The organism is uncultured Alistipes sp. (assembly GCF_902388705.1).
GTDB lineage: Bacteria > Bacteroidota > Bacteroidia > Bacteroidales > Rikenellaceae > Alistipes.
In genome coordinates this window covers 1-5,067 of record NZ_CABMQJ010000092.1, presented here as the reverse complement: position 1 = coordinate 5,067, position 5,067 = coordinate 1, and the positions used below count along the sequence as shown (strand labels likewise).

4 protein-coding genes and 1 pseudogene are annotated in these 5,067 nt (G+C 61.4%); 4 read left to right on the top strand and 1 reads right to left on the bottom strand.

What is annotated here, in order from left to right; translation table 11 throughout:
• From QZT71_RS11830 to QZT71_RS11820, 3 genes and pseudogenes are all read left to right on the top strand, one after another.
• Positions 1-263: pseudogene (locus QZT71_RS11830) on the top strand (U32 family peptidase); the annotation flags it as partial.
• A gap of 175 nt (positions 264-438) precedes the next feature.
• Entirely contained in the window at positions 439-648 is a 210-nt protein-coding gene (locus tag QZT71_RS11825) for a hypothetical protein (protein ID WP_295916468.1), read from the top strand.
• Between the two features lie 8 nt (positions 649-656).
• Positions 657-2,588, top strand: coding sequence for a prolyl oligopeptidase family serine peptidase (locus QZT71_RS11820; protein WP_295916465.1), 1,932 nt, complete (start codon positions 657-659; stop codon positions 2,586-2,588).
• Between the two features lie 181 nt (positions 2,589-2,769).
• On the opposite strand, the gene QZT71_RS11815 is transcribed toward QZT71_RS11820, so the two are convergent.
• Positions 2,770-3,930 (bottom strand): porin, encoded by a 1,161-nt coding sequence (locus QZT71_RS11815; protein WP_295916463.1) that lies wholly within the window; start codon positions 3,928-3,930, stop codon positions 2,770-2,772.
• Positions 3,931-4,161: 231 nt separating this feature from the next.
• Here QZT71_RS11815 and QZT71_RS11810 point away from each other — a divergent pair.
• Positions 4,162-5,067 (top strand): MFS transporter (locus QZT71_RS11810; protein ID WP_295916470.1); only part of this gene is annotated, 906 nt, incomplete at its 3' end.

The window sequence follows — 5,067 nt, the reverse complement described above, 5'->3', positions numbered from 1 at the left end:
AGGTCTACGTGGGCAAGGTGACCAACTTCTACAAAAAAATATCGGTGGCCGAAGTGCTGGTCGAAGCGGCCCCGCTGGCCGTCGGCGAGGAAATCTTCTTCATGGGCGCCACCACGGGGGTCGCCTGCCAGACGCTCACGGAGCTGCACGACACGGACGGCACGCCGGTACAGTCCGTATCGCAGGGCACCCTCTGCGCCGTGCACACCGAAGAGGTAATCCGCCGCGGCGACCAGCTCTACAAATTCGTCGACGCGCAATAAGATTGAAACGACACATCCGTCGTCATTGAAAAACGCCTGCGGGCGTTTTTTTTATATTGCTCCCAGACAGCAAAGACACGCTTATCATAAAATTTTTATCGAAAAACAATAAATTTTATTTGTTATTCAAAAATTCTTTCGTATGTTTGCAGCGTCGATACTAAAAAGACACCCTATGGAAATCGAAAAAGTCATCCGCATCCTGACCGTTTTTCTCGTCGTCGCCGCCTTTGCCGTGAACGTCGCCACCCGGCTGCTGTTCCCCGAAGCCTCGCATGCGAGCGATATTCCGGTCGTAATCGTACTGCTGCTCTGCCTGGGCAGCATCTGGCGCCAGACGGCAAAGCAGGGCAAACCGGCAAAAGAAGAGAACACAAACGAATAAACCCCACCATGAAAAAACTCCTTATGTTCGCCGCAACGGCAGCCCTGCTCGCCGCCTGCGCCCCCAAGGCAGCCCCCGAACTGCCGATGGAAACATTCTTCCGCAACACGGAAAAAACCGGGTACCAAATTTCGCCCGACGGCAAATACTTCTCCTACATGGCGCCCTACGAGAGCCGCCGCAACATCTTCGTGCAGGCGGTCGACGGCAAGCAGGCCGTGCGCATCACCTCGGAAACCGAGCGCGACCTGTCCGGATACTTCTGGGCCAACGACAACCGCATCCTCTACCTGAAAGACACGGGCGGCGACGAGAATTTCCAGCTCTACGGCGTGAACATCGACGGCAGCGACCCGAAAGCCTACACGGCCATCCCGGGCGTGTGCACGCAGATTATCGACCCGCTCGAGGAGATCGACTCGCTGATGATTATCGGCACCAACCAACGCAACCCGATGATTTTCGACCCCTACCGTCTGAACCTCACGACGGGCGAAATGACGATGCTGTGCGAGAACCCCGGCGACATCCAGGGCTGGCAGACCGACCACGACGGCAAGCTGCGCGTAGCCTATGCCATCGTCGACGGCGTGAACACGCAGATTCGCTACCGCGACAACGAGCAGGAGGATTTCCGTCCCGTGCTGACGACCAACTTCAAGGAGGACGTGTCGTTCGCCGCGTTCACGCCCGACAACAAACTGGTCTACGCCATCACCAACCTCGGGCGCGACAAGTCGGCGCTCGTGCTGATGGACCCCTCGACGTGCGAGGAGTTGGAAGAGCTCTACACCAACGACAAATACGACCTGCGCGGAATCTGGTACAGCGACGCGCAGAAGAAACTGCTCGGCACCTCCTACGAGGGCCACAAGGGCGTGACGCGCCACTTCTTCGACAAGGCGGCGGGCGAGCTGTTCGGACGCATGGAAAAGCACCTGCGCGGCTATGAGGTCGGCATCGGCAGCTCGAACAAGGCCGAGGACAAATACATCGTCTACGCCGGCGGCGACCGCACGATGGGCGCCTACTACCTCTACGATGTCGAAGCGGACACGATGACCAAGCTGGCCGACCTCGCACCGTGGATCGACGAGCGGCAGATGGCCGAAATGATTCCCGTCACCTACCCCTCGCGCGACGGCCTCGAAATCGAGGGTTACCTCACGCTGCCCGCAGGACGGACGATGCACGACGCCAGGAACCTGCCCGTGGTCGTGAATCCCCACGGTGGCCCCTGGGCCCGCGATTCGTGGGGCTTCAACCCCGAGGCGCAGTTCCTCGCCAACCGCGGCTACGCCGTGCTGCAGATGAATTTCCGCGGTTCGACGGGCTTCGGACGCCGCTTCACCGAAATCGCCTACGGCAAGTGGGGCCAGACCATGCAGGACGACATCACGGACGGCGTGAACTGGCTGGTTGCCAAAGGAATCGCCGACCCCGCGAAGATTGCCATCTACGGCGGCTCGTACGGCGGCTACGCCACGCTGCAGGGCATCGTCAAAGATCCCGACCTGTATGCCTGCGCCGTGGATTACGTGGGCGTATCGAACCTCTTCTCGTTCCTGCAGACCATTCCGCCCTACTGGAAACCGATGCTCGACATGATGTACGAGATGGTGGGCAACCCCGAAAAAGACGCCGAAATGCTGCGCGCGAACTCCCCGGCGCTCAACGCCGAGCGCATCAAGGCCCCGCTGCTGGTGGTACAGGGCGCCAACGACCCCCGCGTGAACATCAACGAGAGCAACCAGATGGTCGAGGCCCTGCGCAAACGCGGCGTTGCGGTGGACTACATGGTCAAGGACAACGAGGGCCACGGCTTCCACAACGAAGAGAACCGCTTCGACTTCTACCGCGCGATGGAGAAATTCCTCGGCAAACACCTCAAGGGCATCGAGCCCCAGGGCGACATCGTCCCCGAAAGCTGCCGCAGGTAACCGACCGCACCGACCTTAAAACGACACAGCCCTGTTTTAAAATAAAAAGTTCAAATTTTATAGTTGTGTGACGGGGGCCCGGAGTGATTCCGGGCCTTCGTTTTTGTTGCACGGCCCGGCCGCACCGACACCCGAACGTCCGAACACACCGAACACACCGCCTGCCGCAGACGCCCCTGCGTCAGAAATAGCCGATTACCATCAACTGCAGCTTACTGCCGCTCCGGGTTCCGAAATCCGCGGCCGAATTCCGGTTGGCGTCGTACGTCGAAAGCGTATAGTCGGCCTGCACTTTCAGGCGCGAAAGGGGCGTCCACAGGAATCCCACGAGGAAATCCTGCTGTTTCCCCGCTCCGCCCAGGCAGGTGTTCCGTTTGCAGTCGAACACGTCGTAACGCAGCAGGGGCATGTATTTGCCGCGGATTTTGTACCCGGCAATCACGTAATACATATGTTCGTCGACGCGGGCCGTTCCCTTTTCGCCGAAACCCGTGTCCGCGCCCGCATGGGCGTATTCGCCGCGCACCATCACACCGTCGCTGTCGTACCACGCACCCACGGCATAGCGCGTCATCGGGATGTATTTGCCGTATTTGGCATTGGGATACTCGCCCCAGTTCACCGAACCCGAAATGCGCAGGTCGCGCATCGGCCGCACGGTCAGCCGCGCGACGATGTCTTTCGCCTGGTTGTCGTCCGCGGAGTTCATCTGCGCGCCGTTGTAGACGCACAGGTTGTAGTCGAGGATGCTGTACCCTTCGCGCCAAAGAAACCCGCCCGTGGCCTGCAGGCCGATGTCGCGGCCGTAGGTCAGGATGCCGCTCACGGCATTGCGGCACACCATCTTGTTGATTGCCGCCGAAAAGTCGGGGGTTTCGAGCGTCCCGGGCGAGATGTCGTAGTTCTCGATGGTCAGCGGAATGGGGAACTGCCCGGCCCAAATCTGCAGCGCCGGGCAGATTTTGGCCTTGAAGTACCAGTCCTGCATGCTGATGAGCGCTTTCGAATCGGAGCCCCGCGAGGTGGAATTCCCCTCGAGCTGCATCTTGTACTCGAACACTTTCGAGATGTCGCCCGTCATAATCAGGCGGACGCGCTTGACCATGAACGTCGAAGCATCGGCGCCTTCGACGCCGCCCCGGTTGGTTTCGTACTGGTAGCCGACCTGCCCGTAGCCGGACAGGCGGGGCAGCTCAGCGAGGATTTTCCGGATGCCTTTCACCTCGCGGCGCAGGGTGTCGAGCGAGCCGGCCTGCCCGTCGCCGGGCGCAGCGGACGACACCGCCGGGATACAGGCGGCCATAACGGCCGCGAAGAGGAGTCTGTACAGGATTCTTTTCATAGGTCTTCGAATTTTAACGGGCCCGGCAGGCGGAGCGTGCGCAACGCCACGCTCCCAAACCGCAGCAGCGCATGCGGTTATGCCCGGACAGGCACACCGAGGGCCCTGCAACATGCACACCGCAACGGCCGCCGTGCGACAAATAAGACCGAATGATACATCTTTTTTTCGTACCTTTGCACTCCGATGAGCACCCTGCCCCACATAACGCCGCCGTCGGACGGACTCCCGATGCCGCACCGCCTCTGGGCGATTCTGGCCGTGGCGGCGGGCGTTTCGCTGTCGGTGCTCGACAGCGCCATCGCCAACGTCGCATTGCCGACCATCGGACAGGAGCTGGGCATCTCGTCGGCCGACTCGATCTGGATCGTCAACGCCTACCAGCTGGCCATCATGGTTTCGCTGCTGTCGTTCTCGGCGCTGGGCGACGTGGTGGGCTACCGCAAAATCTACATCGGCGGCCTGATGCTCTTCACCGTGGCATCGGTGGGCTGCGCGCTCTCGTCGTCGCTTCCGACCCTCGTGCTGGCGCGCGTCATGCAGGGCTTCGGCGCCGCGGCCGTCACGTCGGTCAACACCACCCTTATCCGCATCATCTACCCCCGGGCACAACTGGGCCGCGGCATGGGCATCAACGCCACGGTCGTGGCCGTGTCGTCGGTCGCGGGACCCACGATTGCCGCGGGCATCCTCTCGGTGGCCGAGTGGCCGTGGCTCTTCGCCGTGAACATCCCCGTCGGGCTGACGGCCCTCTTTTTGAGCCGCCGCTTCCTGCCCGACAACCCCGTACGCGTGCGCGAACGCCGCTTCGACTGGCGCGACGCCGTAATGAACGCCCTGACGTTCGGCCTGCTGATGGCCTCGGTCGAGGGTTTCTCGCACGGACTGGATCCGCGCCTGCTCTCGGCAGGCATCGCCGCGCTGCTGATTGTGGGCTTCCTGTTCATCCGCAGCCAGCTGCGCGAACCCTACCCGATTCTGCCGTTCGACCTGCTGCGCATCCCGATTTTCTCGGTGTCGGTCGCCACGTCCGTCTGCTCGTTCCTCGGGCAGATGCTCGCCCTGGTGGCCCTGCCTTTCTACCTGCAGCACGAATTCGGCTACGACGAAGTGGCGACGGGACTGCTGCTGACCGCC

Bases quoted from the DNA above. Each gene is read 5' to 3' on its own strand.
- QZT71_RS11815 (WP_295916463.1), bottom strand. From the start codon at position 3,930: ATGAAAAGAATCCTGTACAGACTCCTCTTCGCGGCCGTTATGGCCGCC.
- QZT71_RS11820 (WP_295916465.1), top strand. From the start codon at position 657: ATGAAAAAACTCCTTATGTTCGCCGCAACGGCAGCCCTGCTCGCCGCC.
- QZT71_RS11825 (WP_295916468.1), top strand. From the start codon at position 439: ATGGAAATCGAAAAAGTCATCCGCATCCTGACCGTTTTTCTCGTCGTC.